Raw genomic sequence first — 22815 nt, 5'->3', positions numbered from 1 at the left:
AAGTATGATGAGTTGATTAAGCTTGCTTGTTATCAGGAAAAACCAGTGTGACAAAATGGCCATTCGTTTGTTGTTCGTTTTGATATGACCAGTTCAGACGTTGGCATAAGCGTTCTGTTAACTGTAAGCCCAAGCCAAAACCTAAGTCTTCTTGCTCTGCATTAGCATGTTGTTGGTTGTTTATGTGTACGGTATTGTGTTGCTGAATGATGCTAACACTCCCTTCCCAAGTGTGTTGGAAAGCATTACGAATTAAATTTCCCAGGACAATGCGCGCTGCAGCTTCAGGTAAATAAAGACTATAGGGGTGTGTTTCGACATTAACCGATATGTGCTTTGAGGCCAACAGATAGCGCATATCATCTACCAGGTGTTGTATAACTTCATCGAGTTGACATGTGCTCATAGGCAGACTTTCTGCACGCTCATGATGTAGCCAGAGTAAGGTTTCCGTCAGATGTTTCATTGTCAGACTGGCACGATCAATACGCTCAATAGCCGCTTGATGGTGATGACGGTTTTGTTGTGAATCCAGTTTTTTTAACAGTTCTACATTGCTGCGAATGGTAGTAATGGGGGTGCGTAATTCATGACTGGTATGACGAAGAAAACGCTGCTCTCGTTCTGTGGTCTCTTGAACAGACTTCAGATTGCTGCGAATTAAATCGGCAAATGCGTTAAGTTCAGGGTAGTTAAAGTCTGGTGTGGGTTGATGAAGCTTGTCAGAGGCAAGGGTTCGGGCCCACTCTCCCAGGCGGGTAATCGGACGTCCTAAACGCCAACTTAGTAACAGAATGATGACGGCTAAAGACAAAGCACTCAGCATACTAATCATGATCAGGGTTCGGAAATCGCTGGAAATGTTTTGCAGTGTCAGAGCTGAGGTTGTACTGCGTGAGATGCTATAAGCAACGTAAACTTTTTGGTCTTGAATAATAGCGTGAAATAAAAATTTTACCTTTGGTGGGCTTTCCTCAGGTAAATGAGCTTTAAACAGTTTGTTAGGTATAATTTCAGACTGCTTAAAAAGGCTTTTTACCTCTTTTGGTAATGCTGACCACTGTGAGGTTACTACATAATTATAATATTGTTTTGGGCTTTTTGAGTTGTCATTAGCGGCTTGTTTTAGGTAATGATGAGCGACTTGCTCCATGTTACTGGTAACAATATTATCCATACCTTGGATTAAATAATGGGCGGTCAAAAAGGAATAGCCCACCACGAGAATTAACCCTTGCACCAAGAAGGCGATGACTACCAGCCATTTTAAGCTGAGCCCTTGCTTCATTCGTTTTCCTTATGGTCATTACTCGCTTTAATGGCAAAACCTTGTCGAGCAATGGTATGCAGTAATGGCGAATCGAAAGGCATATCAATGGCTTTGCGTAAATGAAATAAATGGACTTTTAAACTGTTACTGTCGGGTATTTCATCACCCCATAATGCCTGTTCCAGCTGTTTGCGTGAAACGACGGAGGGTGATGCGCGTAATAATGTTTCTAGTAAGGTCCAGCCAGTGGGCGAGAGTTTAATTGATTGTCCCTGACGAGTTAACGTCTTGTTGGTGAGATCCATACTTAAATCACCACACGTTAGCTTACGTACTTGTCCACTTCGACGTTTAGCGAGTGCGCGAACGCGAACCACAAGCTCCTGCATTTCAAAAGGCTTGACCAGATAATCGTCAGTACCGGCATCGAAGCCGAGCAGTTTGTCTTTGATTTGATCACGAGCGGTTAGCATGAGTATGGGCGTATCATCACCAGCCGTTCGTAACCGCTGGCAGACAGAAAGACCATCGAGTCGGGGAAGGTTCAAATCTAGTAATAAGGTGTCATAGTGATGTTGTGACATCAGCTCCAGACCTGCTACACCATTACTGGCGTAATCACAACTAATGTCTTCTAATGCTAAATATTGAATCAGGGTGTCGGCTAAATCCCGATCGTCTTCCACCAATAATACCGTTAACATGTGATTCTGGCTTTTCTCTTGAGTCGGCGTTACACAGGCTGAAGCTAATTGGATCTGTTCAACTCTCATTGATCAAGGGTATATGATCTTAAAACGTCGTACCATAACCTTTGAGAGGTTCACGATGATCGATAGTGTCTTCGCTGTATGTATTAGGGTAGTGAAGGTTCAACGTGCTGTTAATATGGAGTGCACTTTAAAGGGAGAATGGTTAACAAAAGGTTAATAAAAGCCTGGTTTTGGTCATTTCGTACTACGTTGTGTTTTAAAAATCTTTGATGCTTTATTTTATATAAAGCGGTAATGTTATTGCAGAATTAATTAAGCTTAAAAAATCACTCAACAATAAGGACCTGTTCAGCTAGCTCACCTTTTAAACAGCGTGGAATATTTACAGGATCATGACTCATGGCATGATAGTGATAAATTCCCCAAGGATAATGTAGGGTTGACGCAACATGACCACTGCATTGATCCAGGTTATCCGGGACTTTACCAAATAGGTCTAAGTGACCATAAATAGGAAATCCATCCATAGCATATGCAATGAGTTCATTATTGTATTTTTGATATATAGTTTCGCATTTTACTTCAATTATTTTGTTTTGCTTTAATTTTTCGTTAATGGTTTCAGGAAAAATGTGAGAATGATAAAAGCCTTCGTTTATATGACCTCCGCAAGGGTCAAGTGCAGGTAAACCAGAAGGCGCGTTTGGGAGACCATTAATTATGGATGGTGGTGTGCCGTTAATAGGAATGCCATTAAATGACAGACCTACAATATTAATTGCACCTTCCATTGAGTTTGGTTCGGCTGCAAAACGGGGCAGGGCAGGTATAAAATAATGAAGTTTTAAACTTATGTCTTTGATGGCTTCAATACAATAAGCATAATCTGACTTTAATGGTTTATCACGTGTATCTATCAGTCGATATCGAATATTGCCTTCATCATCAATAATATCGAAGCCATCTTTCTCCATATCATCAAATAAGGCTCGATTTAATAAACGTAATCCTGGATTTGTGGGGCCGTCATAGGGATAAATACCACCTATTTCATTAACTGTTTTTGGACAGTAGGGACCATCTTCTATGGGCGTACTTTTTACACTCAATTTAAAGCAAAGACTTTTCACTTTATTCTGTAGTGTACAGGGTATAAGTTTGATATCTGATAGAAAATGCTGACTATCATAAAATGCGGGATTCAATATGAATAAATTTGGCTGACTGTAAGCACATATATTGAATGAATAGCAGGACAGACAAAGCGTTATTGTAATAAATATACAAAATTTATTTGTTTGCATGAAGTCTGTCCTCTGCACTTGCCCCATTCTTTCAAAGAAGCCTAAAAGTCATTTATGACGGGGTTAAAATTAATTGGCTATTTGGAAAAGCTAGATTAAATTGACCTGACTACCCAGGGAAAAAATGTATTGTTGTTTCGTTAATTGTTTAAAATTGTGTCAGTGCGAGAAAGAATAAGAATAAACCCCCTATGCAAACAACACGTTTGTATAGGGGGAGTCTTTGTTATGAAGATAAACGCATGGCGAATGAGGATGAATTACCGTGTTACAAATCCACCATTAATTAACAAGGTTTGCCCCGTGACCCAGCGTGATTTTTCTGAGGCTAAAAACTCTATCATAGGAACAATATCTTCGACTTGACCCAGTCGGCCTGTGACACTGGCTGATTTTAAGTAGGCGACAGTTTGCTCATTTTCTTCCCCATGGAAAAACGGTGTGTTGATGGGGCCAGGTGCTACGGTATTGACGGTTATTCCACGGCTGCCAATTTCTTTAGCCAGCGCATGACTAAAATCTTCCAGAGGTGCTTTTGAACCCGCATAAACACTATAGAATCCTGTAAAGGCGGCTAATAGTGAAGTACCCATATTAATAATTCGGCCGCCATCTTGCAGGTGACGTGCAGCCTGCTGCATAACTAAAAAAGGCGCTTTGGTATTAATCGCAAAAGAATGGTCAAAGTCTTCTTCTGAGTAGTCTACTAATGGTTTTTTAATGATCATGCCTGCATTATTAATGACAATATCAATTCTGCCAAACGTCTGTAGAGTGTCTTTGAAAATGCCTTCAACGACTTGGGGGTTGGCAAGGTCTCCTTGCACTAAGAGTGCACGTTTTCCCTGTTCTTTGACGAGGCGTGCGGTTTCTTCTGCTTCTGCTGCAGCGCTATTTGAATGATAGTGGACAACAATATCAGCACCCTGTGTGGCTAATGCTGCCGCAAATGCTCTACCCATATTACGCGCGGCACCAGTGATTAATGCAACTTTACCTGAGAGTTCTTGTGAGTTGCTCATGCGCTGTTCCTTTCTTGAGTGGTTTTAATGGCAGTTTCATCTTAGTTGCTTGAAATAAACTCAGGTAGAGACCAAAATTGCATTTACTAATTGCGTAATTTGCAAGAAGTAAGAGTGATCAGTTGGTTGGATCAAATGAGGTGGGTGCATGGAGTCTCCTGAACAAATCTATTTACGTGTTGTTGAGGCAGGAAGCCTAAAAGCTGCAGCAGAACAGCTTGGCACTGATCCGTCATCAGTCAGTCGCAAAGTTGCGATGTTAGAAGCACGGCTTGGGGTAAAGCTATTGCTGCGATCCACCAGACGTTCATCTCCGACAGAGGCGGGTCAGATTTATTACGAAGGTATGCGTCGTCTTCGGGATGAGCAGGCTGCATTGGAGGCAATGGTTGCTGGGGAAACGGATACTCCAAAAGGATTGTTACGAGTTACTGCACCATTGGACTTTGGAGCGCGCTTTGTCGCACCTGTTTTAAAAGATATGTTGCAGACATTTCCTTCGCTAAAGGTTGAGTTGGTGTTGGGCAGTATTTTTGAAGATATCACTGCACAAAATATTGATGTGGCTATTCGAATAGGTCAGTTACCCGACTCTAGTTTAATCTGTCGGCGTTTAGGTGATGTGCCAAGAGTATTGGTTGCTTCGCGTGCTTATCTTGCAAAGTTTGGTACTCCTATAGCGCCCAAAGCATTGGTGGACCACGTGTTTGTGTTTTATTCACATCGCCAAATACAGCGTCCGATTGAGTTTTTAGGACCTAATGGCAGTGAATCAATTACTGTTTCTGGGAACTTTACCGTTAATAGCGTAACTGCAGTGAAAGCATTGGTGGAAGAAGGGGTTGGTATGCATGTTGGGCCTGTCTGGGCATTTAAAGAGGGTTTGCTCAATGGTGACTTAGTCAGCGTATTACCTGAATATAAACTAGCCTCTTTTCCACTTCATGCGCTTTATACATCGACAGCATTTGTGCCGGCAAAAGTACGTTATTTTATTGATGCAATGATTAAGAGTGAAATCAGTAAGAAATGTGCTTTATAGAAAATATATATCCATAGTTAAGGATTTTTATACCCCGAAGGGTATATGCTTTATTTTGAGGAAGAATATCACGCACAATGTATTTCCATATGTAACAACGGAAACGGTTTACCCATACCGTCTTTGTCTGAGCGTCCAATGACTTTAAAACCTAAGTGTTGATAGAAACCTACCGCTTGATCATTTTGTTCATTGACATCGACTTTTGTGGTGCCCAGCTGATTCAGTGCATAGGTGAGAAGTTTTTTACCTACCCCTTGACCACGATAGTCTGGGTCAATAAAGAGCATTTCAATATTCTTTTCGGCGGTTCCGATAAAGCCTAAAATTCGGTTATCAGTATTTTTTATACATTTGAGTGTGACCTGAGGGAAAAACTGGTCCGCTAACATAGGCTTATAAAATAAAATATCTTGCTCTGTTAAAAAGTCATGTGTTGCTCTTACTGATGATTCCCAAACGGATACTAACTCAGAATAATCTTTTTGACTGGGAGTCGTTATTTTCATTGTTTAGCCTACTTCTTGAGTAATGTATTTTTATCCTCGTTCATTGAGGATATTATCATTGATAACTACTTAATAAAGATATTTACTACCATTTATATAAGTATACTGACGTATAATTATAAATGTGTCGCTGGGAATAAAAAAGTAATAATGAAAAAGATATTAGATGGGAGGTAAAAAAGTCCTGCGGCTAAGCGCAGGACAAAGGTTGCAGTAGTTATCTTGGAAACACGGTTTGCAACAAAAGGTATAACTAGGCAACAGAAGGTGCTAAAGGTGCTTCAGACTCCTCTGGTTCAAGATGGCGATGTGGATGGAATAGCAAGGCAAGTACTAAACTAATTACACTGCAAATGGCGAGTAATAACCAGGCATTTGCAAAGCTTGTCATGACATCTCGTATAATGCCAGCAATCCATGGTGAAAATGCCGCAATAATATAGCCAATACCTTGGACAAAAGCAGCTAATTTACCGGCACTGACGGGGTTGCTGTGATGGTCCATAGTGACAATTAATGACATTGGAAAGATGCCACCAATTGCCAAGCCTAAGAATCCACTCCATAACCATAAGCCTTTTTCAGGCGCATAGGCTAATCCAGCAAAGCCGATCATCATCATGAAACATAGTGTCACAATGACGGGACGACGGTCTTTACTGCGAGCAGCAATTAGTGGACAGATTAAACCTGAAACAACTTCGAGTGTGGTTAAAAAGCTTAACAGCCAACCAGCATTTTTTTGTGTATAACCAAACTCGATGGCATAAGGGGATAGCCAAGCTAAAACACAAGTGTAAGCGGCTGTACCTAAGCCAAAAAATAAGGCCAGTGTCCATGCACGATGTTTAGTCCAATAATTAATGGGGGCGGGTTGTTTGCCCTTAGCATTATGGAAATGAAAGTGTTTGTGATTAATTATCCACAAGGCAAGGGCCACGATACCTAACACACTCCAGCAGGCAAGACCTAACCGCCAGTTGGTTGAAAAATTTTCAACATAAGGACTACCGGCTGCGGCAATCGCTGCTCCCCCCATAATGGCTGTAATATAAAAACCCATTAACACAGGCACTCGGGTAGGAAAGTTTGCTTTTATCAAAGCGGGCATTAGGGCTTGAATTAACGCGATACCTACCCCTGCTAAAAAGGCGGTGATGGTTAACATTAATGTTGAATCTACCCAGTAGCGTGCAGCTGTTGCTGCACTCAGCAGAATAATTGAATACGTCAATAGTCGTGCTTCGCCAAGACGTTTCGCTAAGCTAAAACCTGAAAAAATAGCCAGTCCCATAGTCAGTACAGGGAGCATAGTCAGTAGGGATGCGGCGCTAAACGATAACTGGATATCAGTCTGAATAGACCCTAGCAGAGGCCCGATTGAGGCTAGACTGGGTCTTAAATTTAGGCCAATGAGAATAATCGTCAGTAATATGATAAAGCCCGCTGACCTAGGGTTATCAAGTGATTGTTGTTTACTCATAAGGGTGCTCCGGAAAATAGCTTTTCCATTAGCTATCTATCTTAATATGATATATCTTTACATGAAGATAGTTTTACTATAAGGCATAATCAGCTTTTGGTAAAGTATCTTTATATAAAGATACTTGCACAGTTTATAAGGTTTTAATTAAGATCTTGTATTAGCAGTGAGTGACCTTGTAGAGGCAAATTGATGAAAAATAATAACTTACAAGCAGATGATATTGATCGGTTAGTTAGTCAGTGGCAACAGCAAGGGGTATCAGATGACTTACTGCCCATGGCGATTTATGGGCGGTTGACGCGAATTTATAAACAGCTTGAGCGTGCGGTACAACAATGTCATGGTGCTTGTGGTTTGAAGCCGGGGGAGTTTGATGTATTGGCGACTTTAAGACGTTCTGGTGAGCCATTTTCACTTTCGCCAACACAGTTATACCAGTCTATGTTGCTAAGCTCTGGCGCCATGACCAACCGACTCGATAAATTGGAGGAGAAGGGATTAATTGAACGAAGTCACTGCAGTGATGACCGACGTTCAGTCCTGGTTAAATTAACTCATGAAGGAAAGGCGTTAATAGATGATGCTTTTCAGTGTCACTTATCGTTGCAGCGAGATTTTATCGCAAAGCTTTCAATGAGTGATCAGGAAAACTTAAATTCGCTATTAAAGTGTTGGCTCGCAGAGCTAAGTGAGTGAAGAGCATAAATGTGAGCTGAAAGCTACTATGATGAGGTATGTTTTACTGTTTAAAAGAAAATAAAGACATAAAAAAACCTGCTAAACATAGCAGGTTTTTAGTTTAACCTTCCTAGCGGCTAGTCCTTTTAGCCAATCCTTTAACCTAAAGCTACTTAGGTTTCTTCGCTAGATATCCTGATTGCTTCCTTTCTCTAAGCTCCTGTGGCCTTCCTGACCCCTAGCGATTTGTTGAGTTCATGATGCTACAAATTAGGGTTAGAGCAAACAGCTAAATGTCAGTACGGCTTGTAGGAAATCTGCCATATTTTTGTAGGCAAATCTTCATGAAAGGAGGTGGTGGTCTTTTAGTTCCTGTTTGGCTTTAAACATTAATCTAAGCCAACAGTCTGATGGCTATCATTCATATCTATAGGCCAAGCCTTGAATTGTCATCAAACTTCTATATACCTTACATAGATGGTAAAACAACCAAATAAATATCATGGAGGATATGATGGGTTACAAGTTGGAAGGAAAGTTACTGGAAGTTTGCGACTGTAATATTTTGTGCCCGTGCTGGGTTGGTGAAGACCCTGATGGTGAAACCTGTAATACCATTATTGCCTGGCACATTGATCAGGGTTCAGTGAATGGGTTGGATGTATCAGGGTTGACTATTGCGGTTACAGCTCATATTCCAGGAAACATCATGGAAGGCAACTGGCGCGTTGTGATGTATGTTGATGACCAATCTTCAGAGCAGCAAGCGGATGCATTATTGAGTGTTTATAAGGGGGAGTTAGGTGGACCCGTCGCTGATCTTGTAAAACTGATTAGTGATGTGGTTGCTGTAGAACGAGCACCCATTGAATTTAAAGTGCATGATGGTAAAGGGACTATCCGCATTGGTAGCGACATTAGTGCAGAACTTCAACCTTTTGCAGGGCCAACAGGTACCTCTACATTATCTGATACGGTTTTTTCAACGGTACCGGGTGCGCCTGCATATGTTGGTAAGGCTTCTGATTATAAGATGAAACAGCCTTTACTAGGACTTGATATTGATATGCAGGGACATAATGCCATCCAGGGACAATTTTTATTTGAAGCTTAATATACCCTTCACGAATCAATTCTTCGCTATGGGTATAGCTTCAATTTTCTATGGATGATTGCGTTAAATTAACTAGATAACTGCACAACGTTATTTTTAGTCTCCTTTTGGTGTATACCCTAATATGTGAACAATCATTTGTAGGCATGAGGGTATACACAAATTCAAGTAAATCTCTCTTCACTGATAAGCTTAATAAAATGAAAGCAATCAAGTTTCAGCAGTCTTTATTTATTCCTACAACATTGTTATTAGTGGTTGTAGCATGGTTAGTCTTATTTTGGTGGGAGCAATCACCTTATAGTCACTATATTCTTCATGGGCCTGCAGCTCATGGGATGCATCATCAGGTTGTTTCCTCTGCGGTTGTACTTTATTTGTTAGGTTGGATGCTGATGTGTATCGCAATGATGCTGCCAACAACATTACCTTTAATACAAATTGTTTACCGAATTTCTTCTGATTACGATGACCGTTGGTTGCTAATAAGTTTATTAATTTCGGGTTATTTATTCATATGGTTGATTTTTGGGATTGTTGCTCACATTGGCCAGTGGTTAATCACTCAAAATGTATTTGGTTATGAATTTATGAGTAATAAAACCTGGTTACTCAGCTCGGGTTTGTTGATAATGGCTGGTGTATTTCAATTTAGTTCACTGAAGTATAAGTGCTTGGATAAATGCCGTACTCCATTGGGTTTTGTTATGGGATATTGGCAAGGACGACATCATTACCGACAGGCGTGGCTATTAGGTTTACATCACGGAATTTATTGTGTGGGGTGCTGTTGGGCATTAATGCTGCTTATGTTTGCTGTAGGCACGGGTAGTGTATTTTGGATGCTTATATTAGGCGCGATTATGGCTGTCGAAAAAAATGTAAGTTGGGGTAATAAAATAGCTAAACCTGTGGGTGTTATATTTTTGATTTGGGGGTGTGGTTTAGTGGTTAACAATTCATTTCTAGTTTAATTAACTCCCTTAAAAAACACCACACATTATTCTAATAAATAAGGAATTTTTAATGCCTATGCTTGAGCAAAGGACTGCTTATACACGAGTGATATCATCAAAGTGGACGTCGATAGGTATTTTAATTCTTTGTGAGGTTTTCGCTTTAACACTTTGGTTTTCGGCAACAGCTATTGTACCCATTTTACGTAGTGAATATCAGTTAGGTGATTGGCAAGCATCATTATTTAGTAGTGGTGTTGCCGTGGGGTTTGTGTTTGGTACTCTGTTGAGTGCTTTATTAGGACTGTCAGATCGATTTGATCCCAGGCGTTTTTTCTCTGTTTCAGCATTAGTGGCTGCAGCATGTAATGGCAGCATATTGCTTGTTGATCCTACCTCCTGGTGGGTGATTTTTTGTCGCTTTTCGACAGGCATATGTATGGCTGGATTATACCCAGTAGGGATGAGAATTGCTGCGAGTTGGGCTGAAAAAGATACGGGGTTATTAATAGGATTATTGGTTGGCGCATTAACACTGGGTTCAGCATCACCTCATTTATTTAACGCCATAGGAGGTATTGATTGGCAGCTGACTATCCAAATAGCTTCAATATGTGCACTCATTGCTGGTGGTTTAATTCATTTTGTTGGGTTAGGGCCTCAGCATAGTATCGCTTCCGTATTCCACTGGAAAATGGGCTTACGAGCTTGGCAGGATAAATCGCTTCGATTAGCCAATTTAGGTTACTTTGGTCATATGTGGGAACTGTATGCTATGTGGGCGTGGATAGGTGTTTTTTTTCATGCAAGTTTTAGTAAGCTACATTTGATTGAAGATATTGCTCGTTTCTATGCGAATACTGCTACATTTTTGGTCATTGCTGCAGGTGCTTTAGGTTGTTTATTGGGTGGGCTATTTGCTGATAAATTAGGCAGAACGACACTCACTATTTTAGCAATGCTCATCAGTGGTAGTTGTGCTTTGTTGGTTGGTTTTTTATTTGGCGGAAATCCCTGGTTGTTAACAGCACTTTGCATTGTGTGGGGTATTGCTATTGTCGCTGATTCTGCCCAGTTTTCTTCTTGCATTGTGGAATTATCAGAACCCGCTTATCGAGGAACAATGTTAACAGTTCAGACATCAGTTGGCTTTCTTTTAACATTGATTACCATCCATTTACTTCCCTTGTGGGTTGAATATACAAGCTGGCATTATGCTTTTGCATTTTTGGCGATAGGACCTTTTTTAGGTGTAATTGCTATGTGGCGTTTACGCTTGCATCCTGATGCCATTAAATTAGCGCATGGCAAGCGTTAGCTGTATATAAATTGATACATTATATTTTGCGCTATCCCTAGCGCTAACTAAATATATTGATTTTTTGTAATAATTTAATAAATTATGCTGCTAAAATCGGTGTTTTCTTTTTGCGTCTTAAGTAGTTTGTACAAAGAGCACTTAATAACAAAAGAGTGTAAGTTGATGGTTCTGGGATTGTAGTAGCCGTTGCTTCAAGTATATGGTCTCCAGTCCATGTGGGTGTTTCATTAGCGGGTATTATTAAGCTGTAAGAGAAAGAAAAATCGGCAGTGAGAGTGCTAACTCCTGTTAATGGATCACTTGAAACAAGGCTAAGAAAATTTGTTTCTAGCAATAAGTCATTTAAGCCTAAAATAGGATTAGTCACAATATCTAAAAGAGAAACACCAGGGGTCTTTGCATCAGTACTCCAGCTAAAACGCCATAATTCGCCTAAATCGTCAAGGTCTGTAGAAAAGTTGGCTTGAAGTGATGCACTTGCTTCGCCTCCTTCGTCATTAAATGCCGTAATGGATGTGCCCGCTTCCCAAGTTTCTGTAAACATAATAGACTCATCAACATCAATAGCCTCCCAAAACCAAGGGTCGGAAACTTCGGCTCTTGCTTTACCTGATTCATCGACATTTTTGGGAGTATTAACGAGGGTTACAGTAGCTGTTGAGCCTTTTGATGTCCAAATAGCATTGTTATATTGAATTTTAGCATCACTATCAGCTTTTAAGCGTTGCTCACTATCTGTGTTTGACAAATTGTCTGAATTAGAAGGGTTGGGTGTTCCTGGGGTTGGTGCAGGTACTGCAGTATAATTAGGGTTAATAGGACCTTGGTCTGGACTGTTTACTGGGGGGGTAACCTCTGCAATAGCTTTTAATCTATAGGTGCCTTGTTTAGGGTTGCGGTTATGATTTCCAAGAGAATTTTGAGTGATATTTCCATTAGATTTAGAAATAACATCGGCTTGAACTTGAGTTGATAGGAGTGAACCAGAAGGCAAGACAAAAAAAGCCAGTATACTATAAGCCAAATTATATCGTATTTTCTTCATTGGAATGCTCGCTAAAAAATAGAAAAATAAGTTTTATTAGATGATTTTTTCAATGGTGGGAAGAGCAAAATATATGCCTTGCTTTGGAAGTCTATAAATCTCGTTGTTTATTCTAATGTAAAAATATGAGTGTAAATTTTCTTTTTAGAGAAGAGGATAATAAAAGCGTAATTATTTTTTCTTTTTAAGCGATAGATGTTAGAGGATTTGATGGATTTATGGGGGTATTGTGTGTTGATTATTTTTCAAAAGGTATGTTAGATGTGTAAACCGGTGTGAATTAAGTGTAAAAATATTACATCGAAGTTTACAAAAATGTAATTAATTTATTTTATGGGAAGTATAAGACTATACTTTAGTTGAGGTTTGTTTGTAAGGCAGAGTAAGCTTTATAGTTAATAATTAGAAAGCACTTCATCTGATTTAAGAGATGAAGTGGCTTTTAATTGTGATTAAAACTTGAACAGGGTGGGGCTATAGCACGCTAGGTTTATTTTTCATCATCCTAAGACCTTCACGTTTAAGGCACTCAGTTAATGGGTTTTCAACCATATCGATACGCCATATAAATGATAATGTTCGTTCCATATTAAGCTCTGGAACATTGAGTGCAACCAGTTGGCCTCGTTCAATAAATTGCTCAACATCCAAATAAGGCAGGCAGGTAAGATAAGGCCCATTAGCAACCATGCTGCGCAATACAGGGACGTGTTCGTATTCCCGCCAGACATCAAGATCCGTTATTAAATGGTGAATAGAACTATCAAAAACTTTTCGAGTGCCAGAACCGTGCTCTCGTAATACCCATTTTGCTTGCTCCAGTTGGGCTAAGCTCACCTGTTTGCATTGGGCAAAAGGGTGATGAGAGGCGGCAACAACCGTTAAATGATCTCTGCACCAGACTTCTTGAGCTATACGGTTATCATCACAGCGGCCTTCTATAATGCCTAAATCGTACTGATAGTCGAGAATGCCATTAATGATGCTATCCGTGCTTTGAACACCCAAAGTGATTCGAATTTTTGGAAAGTCATTATCAATAATACTGATAAGGTCTGGTACAAGATGCTCTGCAGGCGTTTGACTGGCACCAAGCTTGATTTCACCGCTGAAGAGGTGCTGCCCATGAAAACCGTACTCAATTTGCTGCGCATCTTGTAAGAGCTTTTTGGCCTTAGGTCTCAACCACATACCCCAGTGTGTCAGCGTCATCATCTTTCCTTGACGTTCAAATAGAGGATGTCCCAGAATTTTCTCAAGCTGGGCAAGGGACATACTGGTAGCGGATTGGGTGAGTGACAACTTTTCGGCTGCTTGGCTGACACTACCTGAATCTGCAACAGCATCAAATACTGCTAATTGCTTTAATGAATAACGCACGTTCTTACCTTAAACGTAAATATATAGCTAGCCTTTTGCAAAGTGTATATTTTGAAAGGCTTTCAAATAAAAAATTACATTCTATTGTACACGCAATTTTTACTCTATCAATAATGTTTATGTAATGCCTCAGAATTATGAATTTTACCTGAGACTAATTCCTCCGTAACCTTAATTAAGGCCTAAAGATCTAGCAGCTGCTGACTTAGTACAATGTTGTAAAGGAGACATGTTATGTATAGACGGGCGAGGAGTATCTATGTCAGTACCTAGCTCATTATCTAAACAATATTATTCACCACCGGAAATGATGGGAGAAGCTGAAAAATATGCGTTAAGTAAAACAAGTAAAAGCACAACAATGTGCATTTGTCTGGCGATTATGGCTGGACTATTTATTGGCTTGGCCTTTCTCTTTTATATTACGGTAACAACCGGTAGTTCTGAGCAGGTAGGTTGGGGGTTAAGCCATCTTGCTGGTGGATTGGCATTTAGTTTAGGGCTAATTTTAATTGTTATTTGTGGTGGTGAACTTTTTACGAGTACGGTTTTGTCTAGTATTGCAGTAGCCAATAAACAAATTTCATTTAAAAAAATGCTTTCTATTTGGGGTAAGGTTTATTTTGGCAATTTTATTGGTGCATCTTTACTGTTGATTTTGGTAACGGCTGCATGTCTTTACCAAATGGATCATGGGCAGTGGGGTGTGAATGCATTAATGATTGCACAACATAAGTTGCATCATACACCTATTCAGGCTTTTGCATTAGGTGTGTTATGTAATCTCCTGGTATGTCTTGCTATATGGATGAGCTTTAGTGCTACAAATGCTTTGACGAAAGCTTTTATGGTGATTATGCCTGTTGCCATGTTTGTCAGTAGTGGTTTTGAGCACTGTGTAGCTAATATGTTTATGGTGCCATTGGGTATCAGTATTCAAAGTATAGCGCCTCCTGAGTTCTGGACTCAAGTGGGTTTAAGTCCAGAGCAATTTGCTGATTTAAATTGGATGCAATTTATTTCTGCTAACTTAATTCCTGTTACATTAGGCAATATTGTTGGCGGAGCAGTATTAGTCGGCTTGTCGAACTGGTTTATTTACCGGAAAACCCAATATAAAACTGTAACTGTATCTTCCAATGTTTCAGTAATAAAGACCCAATCTACGCAAAAATTGCCCGCAAAGGAGATCTCTGTGATGAGCACAAAACAAACCGTTAAATCAATACTACAACATTCTGTTTTTTCGCTTAAAGTAGATATGCCTACAGCTGTTGCGATAGATAAATTAGTGGAGTGCAATTTAGAAGGTGCACCTGTTATTGATAATGAAGGTCAACTAGTAGGCTTTTTTTCATTACATGATGTACTGGTTGATCTTTGGTGTCAGGGTTATATTCCAGTTGAAAACCAAAAAGTGGTCGACTTAATGAGCAGAAATATAATAGCGATTAATGCTAATGATTCATTAGTTGATTTAGTAGAGTTTATGTGTATTGATAAGGAAAAATTATTTCCTGTCACAGACAGTGGAATCGCTACACATTTATCTACATTATCGTTAGATGAGCGGGCAAAACAAATGAAAGTTGCTCGTCCACATATATTGCCTGTGGTTGAAGAGGGTAAACTAATTGGTTTGATCACTCGAACTGATGTTGCAAGAGCACTTCGTCCAGTTTATGGTGAAAGTGTAAAAGCGGTAAGTGAAAATGCCAGTCTGGAAATAGCTTAAATATAATCAACTGCCCTCGATGAGTTATTTTGATAGGGGGCAGTTGATCATATCTACTATGAAAAATTAAAAAAGAAACTATAGGCTAACCCTAGCCATTAAAAAAACATCTGCATACTCACCATTTTTATAAGCAAATGCTTTTGCAGTTCCTTCAATGTTAAACCCTAGTTTTTTATAGAGCTTAATGGCTGGTTCATTATTCGTGTACACTTCTAACTCAATACGTTTGATAGCTAACCATTTGGTTGAAAGCTCAATTGCTGCGTTTAAAAGTGCAGAACCTGCACCTTTATTTTGAAACTCTTCACTGACAGCCATACCTATGCTTGCCACATGTTTGCGTCGAGGAGATGGATTAACTGTTAGACCAAGCTGTCCAATGATTTTACCCTCAACTTCTGCGACCAGGCTATATACACCATTATCAAGTTGCGTTAAACGTTTTTCCCAAAGCTGTTCAGAAGGAAAAGGGAGCTGAAGTGTGCCGGTAAAACAAGAGAGTTGCTCATAAATTTTCTTAATGGCGTTAATATCATTAGCTTCACTGTGTCTTATTGTTATTTCCACGTTGATACTCCTTAATAAGGATGTCACTTACCCTCGATTTTTTATATCTAAAATATAGTCAAACTGTCAACTTCTGTTTAATAGAAATGTCACTGTCTTTTAGCCTTAAGTTTGGAGTTCGCACTATAGTTAGTATTTAGACTAAAGGGATTTTTTATGAAAAGAAGGGATTTTGTCAAAGCATCGACTATGGCTGCATTTTTGCCTAAAGCAGCATTATCTAATAATATTTTACAGTCTGACGCTTCATTTCCTGACTCAATTATGAAGGGTGACTTAAACGCCTTTTCTGGTCAAATGGATATTATTATGGGGGGCTTACCAGAAGATATTTATGGTCATGTATTCATAGCAGAAGGCATTCCATTAGAAAAAAATCATTTAACTCCTGGTGGGAAAGGTGCTTTGACCCGAGTTGATTTTAAACCTGACTCAGTTCATTTTGTTCGAAAAATGATTGAAACGCCTTCAGCGATTGTTCAGAAATATATTAACCCATCGTCACTACTTGATGCATTCTATCTGTTAGGGGGGGCTGTATATTTTAGCCCAAATCTGGGGTTTATGAATTATTGCAATACAGCGCCCAACTATTTGGGGGATAATCGATTTGCTTTGAGTTATGAAGGCGGTATTCCTTTTGAGTTTGATGGCCAATCTTTAGAGCTTGCCACGCCTATTGGTGAAATAGACGAGTGGCATACCAGTTTACCCCCGATAGCAAAGCATTTTGTCCCAGAAAAGTGGCTTTTTCCTCAGGTTAGAACGACAGGTCACCCATATTTTGATTTAAATAAGCAGGAGTGTATTACCATTAATTATGGCGGTAATATGGGGGATTCTGGTCTTAAAGATGGTTTTATACGAGTACTTAGATGGAACTTACAAGGAAAGTTTCAAGCATGGAACATTATTAGTCGATCAGGAAAAAATGCTTTTATTACGGCCACTTCTCATTCACTGAGTGTAACTCGGCATCATATATTGATTTTCGAAACTGCAGCCCGAGTTGAAAATACGCGCATTTTAGGTTCTAGAAAAGTTACACCACAACAACATCGTACCCCGGTATGGGTTATTAGAAAGAAAGATTTAAACCCTTCTAATAAAAATGTGGTTGCAGATTATATTACCCTCAATTTTGATACCTCCGATATTATGTGTAATTACGATGATCATGAGAATGAAATTACACTTTATGGACAGTACTTGGGGGCTATGGATAAGTCTGAGCCTCAATTTTACCTTGATAGGCGCTATTTTGGTGGGCATGTTAAATCTAATATAGCAGGCTATCCAGTATCGCCTGTGGATGTGGGTGGCTTAGTCAGGGTGAGACTACAGGTTTTATCAGGCTCAGTCAGAGAAATACATAACGACTTCAAAGTAATTCGTGATGAAACAGTGTGTTGGGATATGAATGATCCTGCGTATCGTGGTCATTTTCAGTTTCCTGAGACATTTGAACATATTTATTGGTCTGCTGTTGGCTACCGGCCTGAGCATCTGGTAACCAGAGTGGCAAAAGCTTATGCTGATTATCCTAATCGGTTGTTTCGTAATGATCAGTTACCTTCATATACTATTCCTTCCGCATTGATACATATGGATTGCAGTCAGATGCGTATCACGGATACCTATCAGTTTCCTGAAGACTGTGTTATGCGTACACCTCAGTTTATACCTAAAAAAAATTCTTATAAGCAAGATGATGGCTATCTATTTACGGCCGTTGTTCGTAAATATCCTTTTGACGGTCGCTCTAATGGTAAAGAATATTGGTTATTTGATAGCAAAAACCTAGCAAAAGGCCCCATATGCATGTTAGCAAGCAATAAACTAAATTTTGCTACGACAAACCATGCGTTATGGTCTGCTACAGCCCATGGTCGTCCCTCATCGGCTTATAAATCCAATTTAACTGACTTCTTAAATAAAAAGCTCCACGCTCATACATCGGAAGTTAGGAAAATTGTTAATCAATATATTATTCCTAAATTTTAAGTATGTATAAATGAGATCAAAGGGAATTGTTATGAAGACTAAGTGGGCGCTATTTTTAGCAATTTTGGGTGTTATCGCTATTTCTAAATATACAAATGCTTTGAAGACTAGTAATGAAGAGGAAGTGCTAAAAAATTACCAGGGTACTTATGTATGTCGACCAGATGTTATTTTTGATCCCATTACCATTGAAGAAGTTCAAGCCATTGTTCGTCAAGCAGTGCAAGACAATAGAAAAGTGATGACGGGAAATCGAAAATTTGCCAGTCAAATAGATGCAGCTTGTACTAAAGATGGTGAAATACAAATAACATTAAAAAATATGAATAAACTCCTTAGGTTCGATGCAGTGAAAAAAACTGTGACGGTACAAGGAGGGATGCGTTTTAATGTACTGAATGACTTTCTTCGTTCTCAGTCTTTAGCGGTTAATATGGTAACGGAATTGGGCATATTTACCATCGGTGGAATGCTAGGCAGTGGTACTCATGGCTCTACGCTCACCAAAAAAAGCAATATGATTGCAGATTATGTTACTGAATTAAAAATTGTCGATGGGCTTGGGGATATCAGAGTATTAACGGGCGATGCGTTGAATGCAGCGCGTGTTAATTTAGGGGTATTAGGTGTTGTGGTAGAAGTGACTTTACAATTGGAGGATGCTTTTAAAGTAGCCGCTTCGGTTAATGGCTACAAAAATGATACAGCCTTAGAAGATAAAGTATTACCAATAGCTCGTAATAATTATTCGGCAAATATCGCATGGTTTCCTGGAATTGGACGTTATACAGTGACGACTTATAACCCTGTCCCATTGTCAACACCAGGTAATGCTTATAATGCCCAGGCCGATATTTCTGATATTGAGGAATATTTTTTCGGATTATTATTTGATGCACTTCATGAGTTACCTGGTTCAGGCCTTCAATGTTTGGCTGCTAAAATTCGCTACAGTGGGCGTGCAAAATCCTACTATAGGAGTGTAGATACCGGAAAAGTTGAAAAAAATCCAATTGGATATTCTGATAGAATGCAATATTTTCAATGCAGAGACCCGAATAAGTGTGTTTGGGATCGGTTACCAATAGCGTTGCAGGAAGTGAGTATTCCTATTGAACAGTTGCCAAACTGGATTGCTGATGTTCGTCAAATTATTGCTAGCCACCCTCGTACATGTTTTCCTTTAAATGGTATTTATTTTAGATTTGGTAACGCATCACCAAGCTATTTGGGTATGAATGCTGGGAGAGATTCCGCATATATAGGGATTGAATACACACTTCGACAAAAAGGAAGCGAGGTTCCAAAAAATTATTTTGTTAATCTAGAAATGGAACAGTTATCTTTACGAAAATACAATGCGCGGCCACATTGGGGAAAAAACTCGGTCGCTATTTTTGAAAATATGCCCTCTCGTTATCCGAAATGGAATGATTTTCTATCATATAAACAGGCGTTTGATCCTTACAATACTTTTTCAAACCCTTTTTGGGAGCGTGTAAGTGGTGAAGATCCGTTAAGTAATTACTTAACGCCAGGTTGTAATGTAAGGGGGGAATGTTATTGTCTGCAAGATGAACATTGCCAAACAGGTGCACGCTGTGCGAATGGACGCTATTTTTCGGAAGCTACCATTTGTGTAAAGGACTGAGGTACTATCTCTGTGGTAATACTTAAAAACTGAATATACGAAAGGATTCGTTATGTTTAAAAAAATATATATTTTGAGCTGTTTGTATTTTTTTATAAATCTTGTGCAGGCTACTACGTTAGAAGATATAAAGCCACATACTACAAATAAAAAGCCTTGGAGCGAGCAATGGTTCTATTATCTAAATGACCCCGATGTAGGTTATTTTAAGGTCAGCTTGCAGACTTATATTTTGCCTGGTGCAACCAATATGAAAGAAAAGGGTTATGTGCATTTTGTTTTTGCACCTAAGCGCGGGGCAATACAAATTTTTGATTATTATTTTGATAACCTAAAGTTGTATGCAGAAGGAAATGGTTCGACTTTATTTCGCTATCATATTCCTGGTTATGTTGATGCAACTAATAAACAGGTTACCTTGACGCTTCCTGATTTTACTTTTTCTTTTTCATTTACGGGAAAACATAAACACTATTGGGGTGGACATAATCCTGGGCAAACACCATTTGGCTATATTATGGATTTACCTTTTGTTGAATCAAACTGGTTTATCTTTTCGATGGGAACATCGGCTGAATATCACTATAGTGATCAAGATACGAGTTATAGCAGTAATGGAACGGTGTATCTTGATAAAGGTTGGTACACAAAAGAAGGTTCAGATAGCTATTTTTATTTGTTGGGTATGAATGATCAGCGGCAACTTATGATTACAGGAGCTTCTATTGGGCGTTTAACGGCTGAATTGTGGGCTGGCCGTTATTTGTCAGATCGTTCAGATTTAATTTTGTACCCTGCCATATCGGGTTTAAGTATGAAAAGAACCATTAATGAGTGTAATGGAACACTGCAAGCTGAGTTTAAAAAGTTAACTCAAACAATCAAAGTGGCCGCGCAGGCAAATATAAGTGACTTTTACCATTCTGATATGCCTTCACTTAAAGTGTTTAAAGCTAAATATCCATATCGAAAGTCAATGATGGCGACTATCGATGTGAGTGTGTATCAATTTGGCAAGTTGAGAGAACATGTGGTTTTTCCACAAGGAGTATTAGAGTTTGCAGGGAAACCTATTTGTGAAGAGGGAGCCATTTTTGCAAATGATTAAAAAAACTATAAACTATGTGATTCGTAGACATAAAAAAACCTGCTATTTAAGCAGGTTTTTTAACGACCACCTTCCTGGTGGCTCGTCCTTGTAGCCGATCCTTCAACCCATCCTTTTGGGTTATACGCTGGAAATCCTATTGCGTCCTTTCGCTTAGTTTCCCTTGAGCTTTCCTAGCTGCCAGCGCTTCGATGGGTATATGATCCTATAGTAGACGTTTTTAGCCAACAGACAAATGCTATAAGTGTTTGTAGGATATTTGCCATAAGATTGTAGGCTGATTGCCTGTATCTTCTATTTCATTTCCTCATGACTGGGATAAAGATCGTAGTGATCGTCTTTCTTAGCTTTCTGGTGTGCTTTCAAACTCGGTCTTAATAAGTTTACCTACACAGTTCGTGAAAGGGATAACTTGTTGCATTTCTGCTTCCGTCTGCTTATTGGGATCGAGGTTTGAAATGCTAAAGTCACCCGTTGTCTTTGGTTTTGACTGGCCTTGTTGATGTTGAGTGTCAATGGTGGCTTCAAGGAACAGTTTATATTTCTCTCCGGCAGGGAGTAGTTGAGTACATTTTTCTAAAGGGGCTAAGTTCGCGTCGTTACTAGTACTAGGTTTTGAAGGATTGCTGAAACAGCCGCTTAATAAAGCCGCACATACTAAACCTAGTGTTAATTTGATCATATTCATTAAAATACCTTCTATTAACTTCTTTTGAGTTGCAGCTACTCCAGCAGAGTAACTGCAGGCATCACCTTACTTTTTGATGCACATTTTCGGCTGGGATTTGTTGGGTAATGCAGTGGATATTACCCCCGCCAAGCAGTATTTCTCTTGCTGGTATACCTACTATATGATGATCTGGAAAAATAGCCTGAAGTTGTTGCTGTATAAGGTCGTCCTGTTGTGGATCCAAGAACGGCATCACTACAAGCTGATTCGTAATCAGAAAATTAATGTAGGAGGCGGCGAGCCGATCACCAGCCTGTCTAGGCCAAGTTGACTCACAGGTGAGTAAATCTCGGGCTTCTGCATCGGTCATATACAGCGGACCTGGTTGAGGTATCTTGTGGATTATCAATGAACGACCTTGAGCATCTTTGCTGCTACTTAACACCTCAAAAGCTTTAATTGAACGAGCGTATTGAGGATCATTTTGATCATCTGTCCAGCTGAGTAGTACTTCTCCAGGTCGAGCAAAACAGCAAAGGTTATCGATATGGCCGCTGGTTTCATCGTTGTAAACACCTTCAGGCAGCCAGATAATATGCTTGATGCCAAGATAGTCCTTTAAGTATCCCTCTATTTCATTACGACTTAGGTCTGGGTTTCGATTTGGATTTAATAGGCATTCTTCCGTGGTGATTAGGGTACCTTCACCGTCGACATGAATAGCGCCACCTTCAAGTACAAAAGGAGCTTGGTAACAAGGAAAACCGTGTAGTGCTGAAATTTTGTGAGCAACGAGCTGGTCTTGGTCCCAAGGGAAGTAAAGGCCTGAATCTAAGCCCCCCCATGCATTAAAGTGCCAGCTCACAGCTCGACGCTCACCTTGGTCATTCACCACTATTGTGGGACCTGTATCTCGAAGCCAAGCATCATTCGTACTTAGCTCAACAACGCGAATTTTTTCTGACAGTATCTGTCGTGCAAAGGGGTAAGCCTTTGCTGATACTCCCACGTAAACTGTGGTGGTTTCTGCAATAGCCTGAGCAACAGCAGCAAAAGCACGTTGTGCAGGTTGCGCACCCAGTCGCCAGTTATCTGGTCGCTCTGGCCAAGCTAACCAAACAGCTTGTTGTGGAGTAAATTCGCCTGGCATATAGAAACCATCTTGGCGAGGTGTTGAGCATAAGGTTTTGTTCATGTCATTTGCACATAATGAATTAAAGCGAAAATCAAATAATAT

At 39.6% G+C, this 22815-nt stretch carries 20 protein-coding genes; 9 read left to right on the top strand and 11 right to left on the bottom strand.

All coding sequences use genetic code 11. The features are described 5' to 3' along the window. Window positions 1-16: 16 nt before the first annotated feature. The 4 genes from ACQ96U_RS13845 to ACQ96U_RS13830 all read right to left on the bottom strand — a co-directional run bounded on the left by ACQ96U_RS13845 (window position 17) and on the right by ACQ96U_RS13830 (window position 4309). Window positions 17-1288 carry a sensor histidine kinase gene (locus ACQ96U_RS13845; protein ID WP_431721857.1) on the bottom strand — a complete coding sequence of 424 codons (1272 nt, stop codon included), beginning with the start codon at window positions 1286-1288 and terminating at the stop codon, window positions 17-19. After that, window positions 1285-1974, bottom strand: coding sequence for a response regulator transcription factor (locus ACQ96U_RS13840; RefSeq protein WP_431721856.1), 690 nt, complete (start codon window positions 1972-1974; stop codon window positions 1285-1287). The genes ACQ96U_RS13845 and ACQ96U_RS13840 overlap by 4 nt, the downstream gene beginning before the upstream one ends. A 335-nt stretch (window positions 1975-2309) precedes the next feature. Next, complete coding sequence (locus ACQ96U_RS13835) at window positions 2310-3287, bottom strand: YHYH protein (protein ID WP_431721855.1); 978 nt, start codon at window positions 3285-3287, stop codon at window positions 2310-2312. A gap of 260 nt (window positions 3288-3547) precedes the next feature. Next, window positions 3548-4309 (bottom strand): SDR family oxidoreductase, encoded by a 762-nt coding sequence (locus ACQ96U_RS13830; protein WP_431721854.1) that lies wholly within the window; start codon window positions 4307-4309, stop codon window positions 3548-3550. Between the two features lie 148 nt (window positions 4310-4457). Between ACQ96U_RS13830 and ACQ96U_RS13825 the strand changes: the two genes are divergently transcribed. Then, window positions 4458-5351, top strand: a complete 894-nt coding sequence (locus ACQ96U_RS13825; protein WP_431721853.1) for a LysR family transcriptional regulator — start codon at window positions 4458-4460, stop codon at window positions 5349-5351. 68 nt (window positions 5352-5419) lie between these two features. On the opposite strand, the gene ACQ96U_RS13820 is transcribed toward ACQ96U_RS13825, so the two are convergent. Both ACQ96U_RS13820 and ACQ96U_RS13815 read right to left on the bottom strand, forming a co-directional pair. Beyond that, window positions 5420-5860 (bottom strand): acetyltransferase, encoded by a 441-nt coding sequence (locus ACQ96U_RS13820; RefSeq protein ID WP_431721852.1) that lies wholly within the window; start codon window positions 5858-5860, stop codon window positions 5420-5422. 253 nt (window positions 5861-6113) lie between these two features. Then, window positions 6114-7343, bottom strand: a complete 1230-nt coding sequence (locus ACQ96U_RS13815; RefSeq protein WP_431721851.1) for a cyanate transporter — start codon at window positions 7341-7343, stop codon at window positions 6114-6116. Between the two features lie 192 nt (window positions 7344-7535). On the opposite strand from ACQ96U_RS13815, the gene ACQ96U_RS13810 reads away from it, so the two are divergent. The 4 genes from ACQ96U_RS13810 (at window position 7536) to ACQ96U_RS13795 (ending at window position 11412) form a co-directional block, all read left to right on the top strand. Beyond that, window positions 7536-8042 carry a MarR family winged helix-turn-helix transcriptional regulator gene (locus ACQ96U_RS13810; protein WP_431721850.1) on the top strand — a complete coding sequence of 169 codons (507 nt, stop codon included), beginning with the start codon at window positions 7536-7538 and terminating at the stop codon, window positions 8040-8042. A gap of 493 nt (window positions 8043-8535) precedes the next feature. Then, complete coding sequence (locus ACQ96U_RS13805; protein ID WP_431721849.1) at window positions 8536-9138, top strand: DUF1326 domain-containing protein; 603 nt, start codon at window positions 8536-8538, stop codon at window positions 9136-9138. A 200-nt stretch (window positions 9139-9338) separates the two neighbouring features. Further along, window positions 9339-10112: a DUF2182 domain-containing protein gene (locus ACQ96U_RS13800; RefSeq protein WP_431721848.1), complete on the top strand. Its 774-nt coding sequence runs from the start codon at window positions 9339-9341 to the stop codon at window positions 10110-10112. 52 nt (window positions 10113-10164) lie between these two features. After that, window positions 10165-11412: an MFS transporter gene (locus tag ACQ96U_RS13795; protein WP_431721847.1), complete on the top strand. Its 1248-nt coding sequence runs from the start codon at window positions 10165-10167 to the stop codon at window positions 11410-11412. A gap of 82 nt (window positions 11413-11494) precedes the next feature. Here ACQ96U_RS13795 and ACQ96U_RS13790 read toward each other — a convergent pair whose 3' ends face one another. Together ACQ96U_RS13790 and ACQ96U_RS13785 are read right to left on the bottom strand one after the other, a co-directional pair. Next, window positions 11495-12460 (bottom strand): PEP-CTERM sorting domain-containing protein, encoded by a 966-nt coding sequence (locus ACQ96U_RS13790; RefSeq protein ID WP_431721846.1) that lies wholly within the window; start codon window positions 12458-12460, stop codon window positions 11495-11497. Between the two features lie 474 nt (window positions 12461-12934). After that, window positions 12935-13840 (bottom strand): LysR substrate-binding domain-containing protein, encoded by a 906-nt coding sequence (locus ACQ96U_RS13785; protein ID WP_431721845.1) that lies wholly within the window; start codon window positions 13838-13840, stop codon window positions 12935-12937. A gap of 259 nt (window positions 13841-14099) precedes the next feature. Between ACQ96U_RS13785 and focA the strand changes: the two genes are divergently transcribed. Then, the gene (focA, locus tag ACQ96U_RS13780) at window positions 14100-15575 is read left to right on the top strand and encodes a formate transporter FocA (protein WP_431721844.1); all 1476 of its coding nucleotides are present in this window, start codon (window positions 14100-14102) and stop codon (window positions 15573-15575) included. Window positions 15576-15653: 78 nt separating this feature from the next. Here the strand turns inward: focA and ACQ96U_RS13775 are convergent, their stop codons facing one another. Beyond that, window positions 15654-16145 (bottom strand): GNAT family N-acetyltransferase, encoded by a 492-nt coding sequence (locus ACQ96U_RS13775; RefSeq protein WP_431721843.1) that lies wholly within the window; start codon window positions 16143-16145, stop codon window positions 15654-15656. 156 nt (window positions 16146-16301) lie between these two features. Here ACQ96U_RS13775 and ACQ96U_RS13770 point away from each other — a divergent pair, with 156 nt between their 5' ends. The 3 genes from ACQ96U_RS13770 to ACQ96U_RS13760 are packed head-to-tail and all read left to right on the top strand — an operon-like array spanning window position 16302 to window position 20908. Then, the gene (locus tag ACQ96U_RS13770) at window positions 16302-18149 is read left to right on the top strand and encodes a carotenoid oxygenase family protein (protein WP_431721842.1); all 1848 of its coding nucleotides are present in this window, start codon (window positions 16302-16304) and stop codon (window positions 18147-18149) included. Window positions 18150-18180: 31 nt separating this feature from the next. Next, complete coding sequence (locus ACQ96U_RS13765) at window positions 18181-19800, top strand: D-arabinono-1,4-lactone oxidase (protein ID WP_431721841.1); 1620 nt, start codon at window positions 18181-18183, stop codon at window positions 19798-19800. A gap of 52 nt (window positions 19801-19852) precedes the next feature. After that, entirely contained in the window at window positions 19853-20908 is a 1056-nt protein-coding gene (locus ACQ96U_RS13760; RefSeq protein WP_431721840.1) for a hypothetical protein, read from the top strand. A gap of 343 nt (window positions 20909-21251) precedes the next feature. On the opposite strand, the gene ACQ96U_RS13755 is transcribed toward ACQ96U_RS13760, so the two are convergent. Both ACQ96U_RS13755 and aguA read right to left on the bottom strand, forming a co-directional pair. Then, window positions 21252-21596, bottom strand: coding sequence for a hypothetical protein (locus tag ACQ96U_RS13755; protein WP_431721839.1), 345 nt, complete (start codon window positions 21594-21596; stop codon window positions 21252-21254). A 61-nt stretch (window positions 21597-21657) separates the two neighbouring features. Continuing rightward, window positions 21658-22773, bottom strand: coding sequence for an agmatine deiminase (gene aguA / locus ACQ96U_RS13750; protein ID WP_431721838.1), 1116 nt, complete (start codon window positions 22771-22773; stop codon window positions 21658-21660). Window positions 22774-22815 lie beyond the last annotated feature (42 nt).

Source organism: Zooshikella sp. RANM57, assembly GCF_050749885.1.
Classification (GTDB): Bacteria; Pseudomonadota; Gammaproteobacteria; order Pseudomonadales; family Zooshikellaceae; genus Zooshikella.
The sequence above is the reverse complement of the archived record's forward strand: the minus strand, read 5'-3'. Positions and strand labels throughout refer to the sequence as shown.